This is a genomic window from Streptomyces sp. NPDC030809, assembly GCF_055572195.1.
On the sequence record NZ_JBVIDV010000036.1, the window covers coordinates 21,337 to 35,983 of the forward strand.

At 69.9% G+C, this 14,647-nt stretch carries 14 protein-coding genes and 3 tRNA genes; 9 read left to right on the top strand and 8 right to left on the bottom strand.

Features of this window, described 5'->3' with window-relative positions; genetic code table 11:
• Positions 1-116: 116 nt before the first annotated feature.
• From ACZ407_RS32795 to ACZ407_RS32805, 3 genes are all read right to left on the bottom strand, one after another.
• Positions 117-189: transfer RNA gene (locus ACZ407_RS32795), tRNA-Gly, on the bottom strand.
• Between the two features lie 79 nt (positions 190-268).
• Positions 269-340, bottom strand: a tRNA-Gly gene (locus ACZ407_RS32800).
• 88 nt (positions 341-428) lie between these two features.
• Positions 429-746 (bottom strand): histone-like nucleoid-structuring protein Lsr2, encoded by a 318-nt coding sequence (locus ACZ407_RS32805; RefSeq protein WP_468134787.1) that lies wholly within the window; start codon positions 744-746, stop codon positions 429-431.
• Between the two features lie 326 nt (positions 747-1,072).
• Between ACZ407_RS32805 and purS the strand changes: the two genes are divergently transcribed.
• The 5 genes from purS (at position 1,073) to ACZ407_RS32830 (ending at position 6,085) form a co-directional block, all read left to right on the top strand.
• Complete coding sequence (gene purS, locus ACZ407_RS32810) at positions 1,073-1,324, top strand: phosphoribosylformylglycinamidine synthase subunit PurS (RefSeq protein ID WP_008740952.1); 252 nt, start codon at positions 1,073-1,075, stop codon at positions 1,322-1,324.
• Positions 1,325-1,326: 2 nt separating this feature from the next.
• Positions 1,327-2,007 carry a phosphoribosylformylglycinamidine synthase subunit PurQ gene (gene purQ, locus ACZ407_RS32815; protein ID WP_468134789.1) on the top strand — a complete coding sequence of 227 codons (681 nt, stop codon included), beginning with the start codon at positions 1,327-1,329 and terminating at the stop codon, positions 2,005-2,007.
• Complete coding sequence (gene purL, locus ACZ407_RS32820; RefSeq protein WP_468134791.1) at positions 2,004-4,277, top strand: phosphoribosylformylglycinamidine synthase subunit PurL; 2,274 nt, start codon at positions 2,004-2,006, stop codon at positions 4,275-4,277. Before purQ ends, purL begins: the two co-directional genes overlap by 4 nt.
• 114 nt (positions 4,278-4,391) lie before the next feature.
• On the top strand, positions 4,392-5,186 hold the full coding sequence (locus tag ACZ407_RS32825; RefSeq protein WP_468134793.1) for a maleylpyruvate isomerase family mycothiol-dependent enzyme: 795 nt from the start codon (positions 4,392-4,394) through the stop codon (positions 5,184-5,186).
• A gap of 83 nt (positions 5,187-5,269) precedes the next feature.
• The gene (locus tag ACZ407_RS32830) at positions 5,270-6,085 is read left to right on the top strand and encodes an META domain-containing protein (RefSeq protein WP_468134795.1); all 816 of its coding nucleotides are present in this window, start codon (positions 5,270-5,272) and stop codon (positions 6,083-6,085) included.
• 7 nt (positions 6,086-6,092) lie between these two features.
• Here ACZ407_RS32830 and ACZ407_RS32835 read toward each other — a convergent pair whose 3' ends face one another.
• Positions 6,093-7,526 (bottom strand): sulfatase-like hydrolase/transferase, encoded by a 1,434-nt coding sequence (locus ACZ407_RS32835; RefSeq protein WP_468134797.1) that lies wholly within the window; start codon positions 7,524-7,526, stop codon positions 6,093-6,095.
• Between the two features lie 125 nt (positions 7,527-7,651).
• On the bottom strand, positions 7,652-7,747 hold the full coding sequence (locus ACZ407_RS32840) for a putative leader peptide (protein ID WP_468134799.1): 96 nt from the start codon (positions 7,745-7,747) through the stop codon (positions 7,652-7,654).
• Between the two features lie 147 nt (positions 7,748-7,894).
• On the opposite strand from ACZ407_RS32840, the gene purF reads away from it, so the two are divergent.
• Positions 7,895-9,412 (top strand): amidophosphoribosyltransferase, encoded by a 1,518-nt coding sequence (purF, locus tag ACZ407_RS32845; protein ID WP_468134801.1) that lies wholly within the window; start codon positions 7,895-7,897, stop codon positions 9,410-9,412.
• A gap of 37 nt (positions 9,413-9,449) precedes the next feature.
• Positions 9,450-10,520 carry a phosphoribosylformylglycinamidine cyclo-ligase gene (gene purM / locus ACZ407_RS32850; RefSeq protein WP_468134803.1) on the top strand — a complete coding sequence of 357 codons (1,071 nt, stop codon included), beginning with the start codon at positions 9,450-9,452 and terminating at the stop codon, positions 10,518-10,520.
• A gap of 208 nt (positions 10,521-10,728) precedes the next feature.
• Here the strand turns inward: purM and ACZ407_RS32855 are convergent, their stop codons facing one another.
• Entirely contained in the window at positions 10,729-10,986 is a 258-nt protein-coding gene (locus tag ACZ407_RS32855) for a DUF3073 domain-containing protein (RefSeq protein ID WP_468134805.1), read from the bottom strand.
• A 282-nt stretch (positions 10,987-11,268) separates the two neighbouring features.
• A complete protein-coding gene (locus tag ACZ407_RS32860) occupies positions 11,269-12,375 on the bottom strand; it encodes a Leu/Phe/Val dehydrogenase (RefSeq protein WP_468134807.1) in 1,107 nt (368 codons plus the stop codon).
• A 141-nt stretch (positions 12,376-12,516) separates the two neighbouring features.
• Here ACZ407_RS32860 and ACZ407_RS32865 point away from each other — a divergent pair, with 141 nt between their 5' ends.
• Both ACZ407_RS32865 and bldC read left to right on the top strand, forming a co-directional pair.
• Positions 12,517-13,356 (top strand): DUF8083 family protein, encoded by an 840-nt coding sequence (locus ACZ407_RS32865; protein WP_468134859.1) that lies wholly within the window; start codon positions 12,517-12,519, stop codon positions 13,354-13,356.
• 494 nt (positions 13,357-13,850) lie between these two features.
• Positions 13,851-14,057, top strand: a complete 207-nt coding sequence (gene bldC / locus ACZ407_RS32870; RefSeq protein WP_003949541.1) for a developmental transcriptional regulator BldC — start codon at positions 13,851-13,853, stop codon at positions 14,055-14,057.
• A gap of 495 nt (positions 14,058-14,552) precedes the next feature.
• Here the strand turns inward: bldC and ACZ407_RS32875 are convergent.
• Positions 14,553-14,626: transfer RNA gene (locus tag ACZ407_RS32875), tRNA-Asp, on the bottom strand.
• Between the last annotated feature and the right edge of the window lie 21 nt (positions 14,627-14,647).

Here is a 14,647-nt window from a genome sequence, read left to right on the forward strand (position 1 = left end):
GATGCCTACTATACCCAACCTCGAGGGCGTCCGTGACACACCTTTCGGCGGGATGGCGTGTGGGTGCGCTCACACACGCAGAAGGCCCCAGTCTTCCGACTGGGGCCTTCTCTCTGAGCGGACGACGAGATTCGAACTCGCGACCCTCACCTTGGCAAGGTGATGCTCTACCAACTGAGCCACGTCCGCATGCTGCCGACCGGCTTTCACCGGGCGGTGCGAGCACCACTCTACCTGATCCACCGGAGTGGTCGGTAAAGCGATGCAGAGCGGGTGACAGGAATCGCACACTGCGCCTTCCCCCTGGAAGGGGGATGTTCTGCTACTGAACTACACCCGCACGACCTTCGGGGTTCTGACCTGCGGCCTCGCCCCTCGGCGTGATCCACACACTAGCGGATCGGGTGGGGTGGTTGGCAAATCCGCCCTCAGTGGGCTTCGTTGTAGGCCTCGTAGACCTTCTTGGGGATGCGGCCCCGCGGGGGGACGTCGAGGCTGTTCGACCGGGCCCAGGCGCGGACCACGGCCGGGTCCGGTGCGAGGGAGGTGTGCTTGTAGGTCTTGCCGGAGCGCGCCTGCCGGCGGCCGGCCGTGACGTAAGGCTCCAGGCTCTTGCGGAGCTTCTTTGCGTTGGCGAGATTCAGGTCGATCTCGTACGACTTACCGTCGAGCCCGAAGACCACCGTTTCCGCTGCTTCCCCGCCGTCGATGTCGTCGGAGATTGTGACCACTACGCGCTGCGCCACGGATATCGGTCCCTTCGTGCGACCTCTGCCGTCCGCTTCTGACGTGCGGCGATGTCGACTGTATGGCTGTTTCGGAACAATGCGTCTTTGTGTCGTAATCCTTGCGGATTCCTTTGTACCTCGAATACCGAGGCATTGTGAAGCCCAATTAATCCCGTCAGCGTGTCCCACCGCAATCCCGGCCGTGCCGCTTTCCTGTTGATTTTGCGGAGTGTTGGTGAAGGCGAATGTGGGGCCTTGTGTGAACGTACAGATCGTCTACCCGCGTAGAAATTTCGGGCGGGTACGCTGAGGGAACCGCCTTCGCACCAACCACCACACCGGGAGTGCCAGTGGCACGCGTCGTAGTCGACGTCATGCTCAAGCCCGAAATCCTCGACCCCCAGGGCCAGGCGGTGCAGCGTGCACTGCCGCGCCTGGGCTTCGAGGGGATCGCGGACGTCCGTCAGGGCAAGCGTTTCGAGCTCGAAGTCGAAGGGCCGGTCGACCAGGCCGCCCTCGACCGCATCCACAAGATGGCCGAGACGTTCCTCGCCAACACCGTCATCGAAGACTTCACCGTGAAGGTCGAGGCCTGACGGTGACCACTCGCATCGGAGTCGTCACGTTCCCCGGAACGCTCGACGACCGCGACTCGCTCCGTGCCGTCCGCCTCGCGGGCGCCGAGCCGGTCTCGCTGTGGCACCGCGACAAGGACCTGCACCAGGTCGACGCGGTCGTCCTCGCGGGCGGCTTCTCCTACGGCGACTACCTGCGCGCGGGCGCCATCTCGCGCTTCTCGCCCGTCATGGAGTCGATCATCGAGCAGGCGAAGGCGGGCATGCCCGTCCTGGGCATCTGCAACGGCTTCCAGGTCCTCACCGAGGCCCACCTGCTGCCGGGCGCGATGCTGCGCAACAACCACCTGCACTTCATCTGCCGGGACCAGAAGCTCCGCGTCGAGAACGCGGGCACCGCCTGGACCGGCGACTACGAGCAGGGCCAGGAGATCTCGGTCCCGCTCAAGAACATGGACGGCCGCTACGTCGCCGACGAGCGCACGCTCGACGAGCTGGAGGCCGAGGGCCGGGTCGCGTTCCGGTACATGGACTTCAACCCGAACGGTTCGCTCCGCGACATCGCCGGCATCACGAACGAGGCGGGCAACGTCGTCGGTCTCATGCCGCACCCCGAGCACGCGGTCGAGCCGCTGATCGGGACGGGCCGCACCGACGGCCTGCCGTTCTTCACCTCGGTCCTGAAGAAGCTGGTAAGCGCATGACCCTCGACACCGTCAAGCACGCAGCGGAGACCCCGGACGCCTCCCAGCCCTGGAAGGAACTCGGCCTCAAGGAGGACGAGTACGACCGGATCCGCGAGATCCTCGGCCGCCGCCCCACCGGTGCCGAGCTCGCCATGTACTCCGTCATGTGGTCCGAGCACTGCTCGTACAAGAGCAGCAAGGTCCACCTGAGGCAGTTCGGCGAGAAGGCCCCGCAGAACGACGCCATGCTCGTCGGCATCGGCGAGAACGCCGGCGTCGTCGACGTCGGCCAGGGCTACGCGGTCACCTTCAAGGTGGAGTCCCACAACCACCCGTCGTACATCGAGCCCTACCAGGGCGCGGCGACCGGCGTCGGCGGCATCGTCCGCGACATCCTCGCCATGGGCGCCCGCCCGGTGGCCGTGGTGGACCCGCTGCGCTTCGGTGCGGCCGACCACCCCGACACCAAGCGCGTCCTGCCCGGCGTCGTCGCCGGCATCGGCGGCTACGGCAACTGCCTCGGCCTGCCGAACATCGGCGGCGAGGTCGTCTTCGACGCGTGCTACCAGGGCAACCCGCTGGTCAACGCCGGCTGCATCGGCGTGATGAAGCACGAGGACATCCACCTGGCCAAGGCCTCCGGCCCCGGCAACAAGGTCATCCTCTACGGCGCCCGCACCGGCGGCGACGGCATCGGCGGCGTCTCGGTCCTCGCGTCCGAGACCTTCGACGCTGCGTCCGACAGTGCCGACGGCACGGGCAAGCCCAAGAAGCGCCCCGCCGTCCAGGTCGGCGACCCGTTCCAGGAGAAGCTCCTCATCGAGTGCACCCTGGAGATCTTCAAGGAGAAGCTGGTCGCGGGCATCCAGGACCTCGGCGGCGCCGGGCTCTCCTGCGCCACCTCCGAGCTGGCCTCCGCCGGATCCGGCGGCATGCGCGTGGACCTCGACAGCGTCCCGCTGCGCGACGCGACCCTCTCGCCCGAGGAAATCCTCATGAGCGAGTCGCAGGAGCGCATGTGCGCGATCGTCGAGCCGCAGCACGTAGAGCGCTTCCTGGAGATCTGCGAGAAGTGGGACGTCATCGCCACCGTCATCGGTGAGGTGACCGAGGGCGAGCGCCTGGAGATCTTCTGGCACGGCGAGCAGATCGTGGACGTCCCGCCGGGCACCGTCGCCCACGAGGGCCCGGTCTACAACCGGCCGTTCGAGCGCCCCTCCTGGCAGGACGCCCTGCAGGCGGACGATGCGAACAAGCTGCCCCGCCCGCAGAGCTCCGAGGAGCTCCGCAAGCAGGTCCTCGCGCTGGTCGGCTCCCCGAACCAGGCCTCGAAGTCGTGGGTCACCGACCAGTACGACCGCTTCGTGCAGGGCAACACCGTCCTCGCGCAGCCCGAGGACGCGGGCATGGTCCGCATCGACGAGGAGACCAACCTCGGCGTGGCCATGGCGACCGACGGCAACGGCCGGTACGCCAAGCTCGACCCGTACACCGGCGCGCAGCTCGCGCTGGCCGAGGCGTACCGCAACGTCGCCGCGACCGGTGCCAAGCCGCTGGCCATCTCGGACTGCCTGAACTTCGGCTCGCCCGAGGACCCGGCCGTCATGTGGCAGTTCGCCGAGGCCTGCCGCGGTCTGGCGGACGGCTGCCTGGAGCTGGGCACCCCGGTCACCGGCGGCAACGTCTCCCTCTACAACCAGACGGGCGACACCGCGATCCACCCGACCCCGGTCGTGGCGGTCCTCGGTGTGATCGACGACGTCAACCGCCGCACGCCGATGGCGTTCGCGGAGGAGGGCCAGCTGCTCTACCTGCTGGGCGACACCCGCGAGGAGTTCGGCGGCTCGGCCTGGTCCCAGGTCGTCCACGACCACCTCGGCGGCCTGCCCCCGAAGGTGGACCTGGGCCGCGAGAAGCTGCTCGCCGAGATCCTGATCTCGGCCTCCCGCGACGGCATGGTCGACGCCGCGCACGACGTCTCGGACGGCGGCGTGGTCCAGGCGCTCGCCGAGTCCTGCCTCAAGGGCGGGAACGGCGCGCGGGTGATCGTGCCCGAGGGCCTGGACGCCTTCACCTTCCTGTTCTCCGAGTCGGCGGGCCGGGCCATCGTGTCCGTGCCGCGCAGCGAGGAGCTCCGCTTCACCGACATGTGCGGCGCCCGGGGTCTCCCGGCCACCCGCATCGGCGTGGTGGACGGCGACGCGATCGAGGTCCAGGGCGAGTTCACCCTCCCGCTGGCCGAGCTCCGCGAGGTGCACGAGGCCACCATCCCGGGGCTGCTCGCGTAGCGGTTTCCCGACCGCGGGTCCCACGGTGCCCCGTCCTCCCCAACGGGAGGGCGGGGCACCGTCGTTGGCGGGCCTGCCGCCGGCTGCGGCCGGGCGCGGACTACGCTCGGCGGCATGCCGACCGCCAGGAAGCCCAAGACCCGCAGCTACGACCCCGCGAAGATCCGGGCGGCGGTGTCCGCCCAGTTCGGGCACGTCGCCGCGGCCGTCCGCGGGCTGACCGCCGAGCAGCTCGCGCTCCCCACCCACCTCGGCGAGTGGACCGTACGGGACCTGGCCGCGCACATCGCCTGGGTGATCGACTCGCTCGCGGACGCCGCCGAGCGGCCGGCGCCCGCGAAGGCCGAGGTCACGGCGGTGCAGTGGCCCTTCGCGACCGCCGCCCTGGCCCGCGGGATCTCCGCGGCGGCCCGGGAGTTCTCCACCGACGCCCCGCTGGAGGTGCAGTACGAGCGGTCCGCCGCGCGGCTGGCCGCCACCCTGGCGGAGCAGCCCGGCAGCCGGCCGCTGGGCCTGCGGATCGGGGCGATGACCCTGGACGAGTTCATGGTCACGCGCACCGTGGAGCTGGTCGTCCACACCGACGACCTGAACCGGGCCGCGGGCCTGGAGGTCCCCTTCGACCGGCAGGCACTGGCCGCCTGCACCCGCCTGCTCGCCGACGCCCTGTCGGTCAAGGCCCCGGGCGGCTCGGTGGAGGTCCGCATCCCGCCCTTCGCGGTGGTCCAGTGCGTGGCGGGGCCCCGGCACACCCGCGGCACCCCGCCGAACGTGGTGGAGACCGACCCGCTGACCTGGGTACGGCTGGCCACCGGCCGGTCGGGCTGGGCGGCGGAGGTCGGGGCGGCGAGGGTCTCCGCGAGCGGGGAGCGGGCCGATCTGTCGGCCGTACTGCCGGTGATGAGCTGAGCCGGGGGCGCCCCGCCGGACCCGTTGCGGAATCCGCCCCCTCCGGTACGGAACCGGCTGCGGGTCCGGCACGTCACAGCGGCATGCGAATCCTCCGACTTGCCCCCGCGGCCCTCGTCGCCGCCCTCGCCCTCACCGGCTGCGGAAGCAGCACTGGTTCGGACGCCGGCGCCGGTGCCGGCACGGCCCCCAAGGAGGCCCTGACCGGAGTCAAATGGAACGTCGAGAGCGTGACGGCCGGCGGGAAGAAGACCGCCGCGCCCGCCGGCGCCGACCTGCTCGTCGAGGGCAAGGAGGCCAGCGGCAACTACGGCTGCAACTCCTTCACCGCCGACGTGACGCTGTCCGGCGACACGCTGACCGTCAAGCCCGGTGCGACCACCGCCATGGCCTGCGACGCCATGGCCTTCGAGACCGTGTACGCCGACACCCTCAAGGGCGAGCTCAAGGTCAGGACCGAGGGCGAGCGCCTCACCCTGACCAATGCCAAGGGGGACGTCATCACCTTCACCTCCAAGGCCGTGGCCCCGCCGAAGGCCGCCTCCTTCACCGGCACCAAGTGGACCGTGAACGCCCTCGCCGCGGGCAGCTCCCCGCTGGACACGGTCTCCTCGGTGCCGGAGGGGAAGTCGTACTTCACCGTGGCCGCGGACGGTGCGGTCACCGGCAACCTGGGCTGCAACAACTTCCGCAGCACGGCGAAGATCGCCGGTGACACGGTCACCTTCGGTCCGATCGCCGCCTCGCGGAAGGCCTGCAAGGGCGCCGAGGGCGAGGCCGAGAAGGCCATGACCGAGCTGCTCGGCTCCGGCCCGCTGAAGTACACGATCGACGGCAGTGCGCTGCTCCTGACCGCGGACGGCGGCAAGACCCTGGGTGCCAAGGCCGCCCAGCAGTAGCCGGCCCTCAGGACGGGTACGGCAGCAGTCCCGCGTCGGTCCGCTCCCACGACGCCCGCAGCTCGGCCAGCCGCCGCGGTTCCGCGGCGGCCCGGTCGGCCTGCTCGCGGACGTCCGCGGCCAGGTGGAACAGCTGGTCGCGGCCGCTCTTGCCGCGGTAGTACTTCCACTCCCCGCGGCGCAGCGCGCGCTCGCCGCGGACCCGCCAGAACAGGTCCCGCTCCGGGAGTTCCTCGCCGCGCAGCAGGTATCCGGCGAGGCTGGTGCCGTCCAGCGGGTGGGCCCGGTCGGGGCGGGCCCCGGCGATCTCCAGCAGGGTGGCCGTCCAGTCGGGGGTGTACACGGGCACCTCGCTGACCTGGCCGCCGCCGAGCCGGGCCGGCCAGCGGACGATCGTGGGCACCCGGATGCCGCCCTCCTGGAGGGAGCCCTTGTTGCCGCTCAGCGGCCAGTTGTACGAGAAGCGCTCGCCGCCGTTGTCGCTGCCGAAGAAGACCAGGGTGTCGCGCTCCTGCCCGGAGCGCCGCAGGGCCTCCAGGACCTCGCCGACCGAGCGGTCGAGGTCCTCGACCATCTCCTTGTACTTGGCGATCGAGCCGCCGTCCTCGTGCCACAGGGCCCGCCGGTCGCCCGCCTTGATCCGCCGGACGATCTCGGCGCTCTGCTCGGTGTCCCCGTCGGCGATCCACGGCCAGTGCGGGGTGGTGAAGTTGAGGTTCAGCAGCCAGGGCCTGCCGTGGTGCTCGCGGGAGACGTGGTCCACGGCCCGCTCGGTGAGGATCCGGGTGTAGTAGCGCAGGTCCTTGTACTCGGCGTCGCCCTCGTAGAGGTCGTACTCACCGCCCAGGCCCAGCTTGGAGTAGTACTCCAGGGCCCCGCCGAAGTTGCCGAAGAACTCGTCCCAGCCGGACTTGGTGGGGCTGTAGTCGGGCAGGTGGCCGCAGTGCCACTTGCCGATCAGCGCGGTGGCGTAGCCGGCGTCCCGCAGCAGCGAGGCGAGGGTGGGATGGGTGGGCTCCAGGCCCACGGACTTGTCGGCGATGGGCTCGGCCAGGCCGCCCTTCGTACGGCCGGGGTAGCGCCCGGTGTAGAGGCTGAAGCGGGTCGGCGAGCAGGTGGCGGAGCCGGAGTAGGCGTCGGTGAAGCGCACTCCCTGGCGGGCCAGCCGGTCCAGGTGGGGGGTGCGGATGTGGGGGGAGCCGTACGAGGAGAGGTCCGCCCAGCCGAGGTCGTCGCCGAGGACGAACAGGATGTTGGGCCGCTTCGAGGGGCGTCCCGGGGTGGCCTGAAACGGTCGCTCAAAGGGGGCTGCGGAGGGCCCCCGGAGGGCCTCGGCGGCGGTTGCGGAGGGTGCCGGAAGGCCCGCTGCGGCGGTCGCGGCGGTGGCTCCGACGGCCCCGGCGAAGGCACGGCGGGACAGCGGGCTCTTGGACGAAGACACAAGGACTCCAGGGCAGGGCGGAGCGGCCCGGCCCGGCGGGGCGGCGCGGGACGGCGCGCGGCGCGGCAGGGCAGGACAGAGCCGATCAAGAAAGCGGAAAAGGGAAAGAGTTGTGCGGCGCGGAACTACGCGGAACGTCGACAGATGGCGCTCGCGACACGGACCAGGTCTACGTGGCGGCGCTCGACGAGGGTGACGCGGATGTCACCGAGTGGCTGCATGAGGCGAGAGCCTGTCCGACTCCCCTTGTAGGTGTCAACAAACAGATCGCATACCGAGACGGAGCCGTCCGGTCACCCTCTGTGCTGTGACATTTCCCGGGGTTCCCCAATTCGGACCAGCGGTCGAACTCGCCTACACTTCAAGACGTGCCTCGTGGTGATGGACGACTCAACCACGACCTGCTCCCCGGCGAGAAGGGCCCCCAGGACGCTTGCGGCGTCTTCGGTGTCTGGGCTCCGGGTGAAGAGGTCGCCAAGCTCACCTACTTCGGACTGTATGCGCTGCAGCACCGTGGACAAGAGTCCGCGGGTATCGCTGTGAGCAACGGTTCCCAGATCCTCGTTTTCAAGGACATGGGACTTGTGTCCCAGGTCTTCGACGAAACCTCCCTCGGCTCCCTCCAGGGCCACATTGCGGTCGGTCACGCCCGTTACTCGACCACCGGCGCCTCGGTGTGGGAGAACGCGCAGCCCACCTTCCGTGCCACGGCCCACGGCTCCCTCGCCCTGGGTCACAACGGCAACCTGGTGAACACCGCCGAACTCGCCGAGATGGTCGCCGACCTGCCCCGGCAGGACGGCCGTGCCACCCAGGTGGCGGCCACCAACGACACCGATCTGGTCACGGCCCTGCTGGCCGGCCAGACCGATGAGGACGGCAAGCCGCTGACGATCGAGGAGTCGGCCCGCGCGGTCCTCCCGAAGGTCAAGGGCGCCTTCTCGCTCGTCTTCATGGACGAGGGGACGCTCTACACCGCCCGTGATCCGCAGGGCATCCGCCCGCTGGTCCTCGGCCGCCTGGAGCGCGGCTGGGTGGTCGCGAGCGAGACCGCCGCCCTCGACATCGTGGGCGCCAGCTTCGTCCGCGAGGTCGAGCCCGGCGAGCTCATCGCGATCGACGAGAACGGCCTGCGCACCTCGCGATTCGCCGAAGCAAAGCCCAAGGGCTGTGTTTTCGAGTACGTCTACCTGGCGCGCCCGGACACCGACATCGCCGGCCGCAACGTGTACCTCTCGCGCGTCGAGATGGGCCGCAGGCTGGCCAAGGAAGCCCCGGTGGACGCCGATCTGGTCATAGCGACCCCGGAATCCGGGACCCCCGCGGCCGTCGGCTACGCCGAGGCGAGCGGCATCCCGTACGGCTCCGGCCTGGTCAAGAACGCCTACGTGGGCCGGACCTTCATCCAGCCCTCGCAGACGATCCGCCAGCTCGGCATCCGCCTGAAGCTCAACCCGCTCAAGGAAGTCATCCGCGGCAAGCGCCTGGTGGTCGTCGACGACTCGATCGTCCGCGGCAACACCCAGCGCGCCCTGGTCCGGATGCTCCGCGAGGCGGGCGCCGCCGAGGTCCACATCCGGATCTCCTCCCCGCCCGTCAAGTGGCCGTGCTTCTTCGGCATCGACTTCGCGACCCGCGCCGAGCTGATCGCCAACGGCATGTCCGTGGACGAGATCGGCAAGTCGCTGGGCGCGGACTCCCTCGCGTACATCTCCCTCGATTCCATGATCGAGGCGACGACGATCGACAAGCCCAACCTCTGCCGGGCCTGCTTCGACGGCGAGTACCCGATGGAGCTGCCCGACCCGGAGCTCCTGGGCAAGCAGCTGCTGGAGACCGAGCTGCTGGGCGGCGCCGACGCCGCCGACGCGCTCCGCCGCCCGTAACACCCGCACAACGCAGGACGACACGAAAGCTCTCACCATGTCTGCTGAGTCCACCGGTGCCTCCTACGCGTCTGCGGGCGTCGACATCGAAGCGGGAGACCGCGCCGTCGAGCTGATGAAGGAGTGGGTGAAGAAGACGCAGCGCCCCGAGGTCCTCGGCGGCCTCGGCGGTTTCGCCGGCCTCTTCGACGCCTCCGCCCTCAAGCGCTACGAGCGCCCGCTGCTCGCCTCGGCGACCGACGGCGTCGGCACGAAGGTCGACATCGCCCGCCAGATGGGCGTGTACGACACGATCGGCCACGACCTGGTCGCGATGGTCATGGACGACATCGTCGTCTGCGGTGCCGAGCCGCTGTTCATGACCGACTACATCTGCGTGGGCAAGGTCCACCCCGAGCGCGTCGCGCAGATCGTCAAGGGCATTGCCGAGGGCTGCGTACTGGCCGGCACGGCGCTGGTCGGCGGCGAGACCGCCGAGCACCCCGGTCTGCTGGGCCCGGACGACTTCGACGTGGCCGGTGCCGGCACCGGTGTCGTGGAGTACGACCGCCTGCTGGGCGCCGATCGCATCCGTACGGGGGACGCCGTCATCGCCATGGCTTCGTCCGGACTTCACTCGAACGGGTACTCGCTCGTCCGGCACGTGCTCTTCGACCGGGCCGGGCTGTCCCTGGACCGGGAGGTCCCGGAGTTCGGCCGCACCCTCGGCGAGGAGCTCCTGGAGCCCACCAAGATCTACTCGCTGGACTGCCTGGCGCTCACCCGGACCACCGAGGTGCACGCGTTCTCGCACATCACCGGCGGCGGGCTCGCGGCCAACCTGGCCCGCGTGGTCCCGGACCACCTGCACGCCACGGTGGACCGCTCCACCTGGACCCCGGGTGCGGTGTTCGACCTGGTCGGCAAGGCCGGCCGGGTGGAGCAGCTGGAGCTGGAGAAGACCCTGAACATGGGCGTCGGCATGATGGCCGTCGTACCGCAGGAGTCCGTCGAGGTGGCCCTGACCACGCTGGCCGACCGCGGGGTCGACGCCTGGGTGGCCGGCGAGATCCTCGACCGCGGCGAGCACGCCGAGGGCGCCGCCCTCACCGGCGCGTACGCGGTCTGACCTGCGCAGACAGCTGGACAAGGCAGGACAACGGTACGAGGGGGAGGGCTGCGGCCCGCCCCCTCTCCGTCGTTCCGGCCGCGTTCCGGCCGCGCTCCTCCCGGATGCGCCGGCTTCGGCTTCCGAGCAGCACTGAACCCGGTCCGGGGGGAATCCCCTGGACCGGGTTCAGACGTTTTCAGCTGTCAGCCCGGAAGTCGAGCCGGAGTCAAGCGCCGCGGCGCTGCTGGGAGGGACCGGACTCCTCGTCCTCGTCCTCGTCCGTGTTGTACATGTCCGCATAGCGGGCATACGGGTCGTCGTCTTCGTCCTCGAACGGCTCGCCGTTCGGCGGCTGGTTTACAACCGGCTGCGAAGTCGATGCGCCCAGCTCGTTGGCCAGACGCGACAGGTCAGTCCCGCCGCTGCTGTACTTCAGCTGGCGGGCGACCTTCGTCTGCTTGGCCTTTGCCCGGCCGCGCCCCATGGCTCGACCCCCTCGGTGACGGGGCTCGACGGCCCCAGAGTCTTGACACGCGTTCATGATTCGGAACGGACTCTCCGTAGAGAGACCGGTCCGTAGGGCTTCCACGGTACCTGCTTCGGCGGCCATACGGTACGCCGCCCGCATGACGTGCCTCGACGCAGTGCCGGCGAGACGCCCCGTACTCGCTGGTCAGCTGCGATTTTAGCTCCTTATTGACGGACGACCCGCCGAAGCGCAGTGAGTCTCACCACGCCGGGCCCGGCGGGCCGTCCGGAGCGACCCCTACGCCGTGCGGGCAGCGCGGGCGTCGGCCATCCGCTGCTCGGCGATCCGGTCGGCCGCGGCGGCCGGCGGGATGCCGTCCGACTTCGCACGGGCAAAGATCTCCAGGGTGGTGTCGAAGATCTTCGTCGCCTTGACCTTGCAGCGGTCGAAGTCGAAGCCGTGCAGCTCGTCGGCGACCTGGATGACACCGCCCGCGTTCACCACGTAGTCCGGGGCGTAGAGGATCCCGCGGTCCGCGAGGTCCTTCTCGACGCCGGGGTGGGCCAGCTGGTTGTTCGCCGCGCCGCAGACGATCTTCGCGGTGAGCACCGGGACCGAGTCGTCGTTGAGGGCGCCGCCCAGCGCGCAGGGGGCGTAGATGTCGAGCCCCTCGGTGCGGATGAGGGTCTCGGTGTCGGCGACCGCGGTGACCTGCGGGTGCTTGGCGAGGATGCGGTCCACGGACTCCTGGCGGACGTCCGTGATGACGACCTCGGCCCCGTCCTCCAGGAGGTGCTCGACCAGGTAGTGGCCGACCTTGCCCACGCCCACCACGCCGACCTTGCGGCCGCGCAGCGTGGGGTCGCCCCACAGGTGCTGGGCGCTGGCGCGCATGCCCTGGAAGACGCCGTACGCGGTGAGGACGGAGGAGTCGCCGGCGCCGCCGTTCTCGGGGGAGCGGCCGGTCGCCCAGCGGGTGGCGCGGGCCACCACGTCCATGTCGGCGACGTACGTGCCGACGTCGCACGCGGTGACGTAGCGGCCGCCGAGGGACTCCACGAACCGGCCGTAGGCCAGCAGCAGTTCCTCGGTCTTGAGCACGTCCGGGTCGCCGATGATCACGGCCTTGCCGCCGCCGTGGTCGAGGCCGGCCAGCGCGTTCTTGTACGACATGCCGCGCGACAGGTTGAGGGCGTCGAGGACGGCCTCCTCGTCGGAGGCGTAGGCGTGGAACCGGGTGCCGCCGAGGGCGGGGCCCAGGGCGGTGGAGTGGAGGGCGATGACGGCCTTCAGTCCGGTGGCGCGGTCCTGGCACAGCACGACTTGCTCATGGCCGCCCTGCTCCGAGCGGAACAGGGTGTGCAGGACGCCGTCGGTCATTTCGGTCACGGTGGTGACTCCCATAAGTGATGCGGCGGAGGCCCCCCTGCGGGTGGGGAGGGCGTGTGGGAGCAGCGTAAGACCTGCGGACCCCCCGTAGGTGCCGGGTGCCGAGGATCACCCTCCCCGGGAGGACGCGTATCCGGGCGGGCCGTGGGGGAGGAGGTGGGGGTGACCGATTCCCTCACCGTCCCGTACGCCTCCTACCTGCGGGTGTACGAGCCCCTGGCGGCCTTTCCGGAGCCCGAGCGGACCCACTGGGCGGACTACGCCCGGCGCGGCTGCGCACCCGGCTACCAGGACGAGCTGCGGCGGTCGCTGGCGGACCTGGTGCCGGTGCCGCCGGTGGGGGTGCCGGTGCACGAGAGCGGGGACGCGTTCACGGCCACCGTGGACGGGGTGCTGCTGGTCTGTCCGTGGCGGACCCGGCTGCGGGGCTGGCTGGCGCTGCGGGAGTTGGTGGCGGAGTTCCCGGCCCCGGTGCTGGACCTGGCGCTGCCCCCGGTGGTGCGCAAGCAGGCGCAGGCGGACTACGAGCGGTGGCGGGAGCGGAACCCGGACGCCCGGCCGTGGATCCGCACGGGGGTCTGGCAGGTGCCGCTGCGCTGGTTCGTCCTGGTCGCGGACGAGGAGCGGGAGTACGTTCCGGGGGAGCTGCTGCGCTACCGGACGCCGATGGTGCAGGCCCGGCGGCGGCTGGCGCGGGCGCTGCGGGTGCTGCGGCGGTCGGGGGAGGAGCACGGGACGAGTCCGGCGCTGGCCGCGGGGCTGGTCGAAGTGGGCAGCTGGCTGGAGGAGTTCCATCCGCGCTCGATGGTCGAGCTGGACTACGGGGGGCTCGTGCACGCGCTGCCGGCGGCGGGACTGGAGGCGGACCGCTCGGCGGCGGAGCTGCTGGCCGGGCTCCAGGCGCTGGGCTCGGGGGACCCCGAGGGGGCCGGCGAGGTGTACGAGATCCTGGCGGCGCGCTGGCGCGCGGTGCGCGAAAGACTGTTCGCCAACTGATGCGGATGTAATGATTCCGCCCATCGGTAACCCTCGGGCCTTTGTGCCGGGACCTACGTCCCGATCCGGGCCAATGGCCCAAGCGTGACGGAACGCACTAACTACACCCTTGCGCCGTTCCCCTACCCTCGTGCCAAAATAGGACAAGGAGTCCGGGGAGGGTTCCTTCCGCCCAAGTTCGGGCGGAATGCTTGGTATTGCACTCTATGGGGGGTCTTTGCGGCTCCCGATCGCTGCGTGACTGATCGTCACTGTGGGGTGACTGTCCGTTATGGGCTGGTCCATCGGCTTCCGTCGCGGATGAACACCTCAGAGGGCAATTCCATCGGTTTGGCCGACGAGGCTGGACGGATGGTGTAGTTGTAGTGCCGAGGACAAGCCGTTCGTCCTATAACCGACTCGGCCCGCGTATGTCCATTTCGGGCAACGCGGGCCAAGGTGCAGAATTTAGAGGAAAGAACCGAGATGGTTCGGTTCTCCCGAGGAGGCCGCTCATGACCGCTCGCACCCCTGATGCCGAGCCGCTGCTGACCCCGGCTGAGGTTGCCACCATGTTCCGCGTGGACCCGAAGACGGTTACCCGCTGGGCCAAGGCCGGCAAGCTCACGTCCATCCGCACGCTGGGTGGGCACCGCCGTTACCGCGAGGCTGAGGTCCGCGCCCTGCTTGCGGGAATTCCGCAGCAGCGCAGCGAGGCCTGAGCACAGCAGCACCACAGCACCCCCGTTTTGCCGGGCGTTTATCGGGTCCCCCAATCCGATGGCCCCACCTAGCTTCATGCGGCCGGACCTGCCCCAACAGGCCCGAACCGTCGATCGCGCTGGACTCCGCCGGGTCCAGCGCGATTTTTTTGTGCCGTCTCCGGGCTGCGGAGAGGGGCGCGGACCCCGGCCGGGGAGGGGTCGCGGGGGAGGTGCCATTGCACATATTAAATTGAAGCCCTGTAGGGGTGCGATAAACGGTGTGGTTCCAAAAACTCATACGGTGACACCCGTCACATCTGATAACTCTTGTACATCCGGCATTGCACCCGTAAGGGGACTCCGCAGGAGAGTCCGGTCATGCGGTCGGGGGACTTTCACCAGTCAGCTAATCGGAATTAATCATTCCGTTCTCGCGGGGTCCTCAAACATCCACCGCACCCCGGAAACGCCTCAGGGCCCGCATCTCGAAAGATGCGGGCCCTGAGTGAAGGGCGATCCTGACGGGACTTGAACCCGCGACCTCCACCTTGACAGGGTGGCGAGCTAACCAACTGCTCCACAGGACCTTGTTGTCGCCGACACGCGGC